Raw genomic sequence first — 671 nt, 5'->3', positions numbered from 1 at the left:
GCCAGCTGGCCCGCTTCAAGCGATTTGCGGAAGCTGCGCCGTGATCCCGGTCCTGGTCGGCGAGCAGGACCGCGCTGCCGTCCGGCCGTGTGCGGGCGCCGAAACGCGACGCCTGGAACTCCATCAGGGCCACCAGTGCGTGCGCTTCGGGCTCCCGGGGCACCAGTGACACCAGGAGGCGTCCGATCCGCAGGGCTTCGCCGGCCAGGTCCGACCGGATCCAACGGTTCCCGGAGGTCGCCGCGTACCCTTCCGTGAACAGGAGGTAGACCACGCGCAGGACGGCGCCCAGCCGCGGGCCCCAGTCGTTCGGTTCGGGGACTTCGAAGGGGACCTTCGCCGCGGCCAGGGTTTTCTTGGCCCGGACGATGCGCTGTTGCACCGTGGCGACCGGAATCACGAAGAGCCGGCCGATCTCCTCGGCAGACAGGCCGGCGACGACCCGGAGCGTCAGGCATACCTGCGCTTCCCGCGAGAGGACCGGGTGGCAGGCGGTAAAGACGAGCCGGAGCACGTCGTCGGGTACGGGGTCCCAACGCAGGTCTTCTTCGTCCCGCAGCCCGCGGGCCAGCACCTGGTAACGGTCCTCCAGGCGTTCGGCCCGCCGCCAGGAGTCGATGGCCCGGCGCTTGGCCACGGTGGTCAGTCACGCCGCCGGGTTGCGGGGGACG

At 71.1% G+C, this 671-nt stretch carries 1 pseudogene; it reads right to left on the bottom strand.

Annotation, left to right across the window (positions count from 1 at the left end):
* Positions 1 to 671: pseudogene (locus AC5RUJ_RS17850) on the bottom strand (RNA polymerase sigma factor); the annotation flags it as partial.

This window comes from Arthrobacter sp. Y3223164, assembly GCF_059091005.1.
This window is presented reverse-complemented; position numbering and strand designations above follow the sequence as displayed.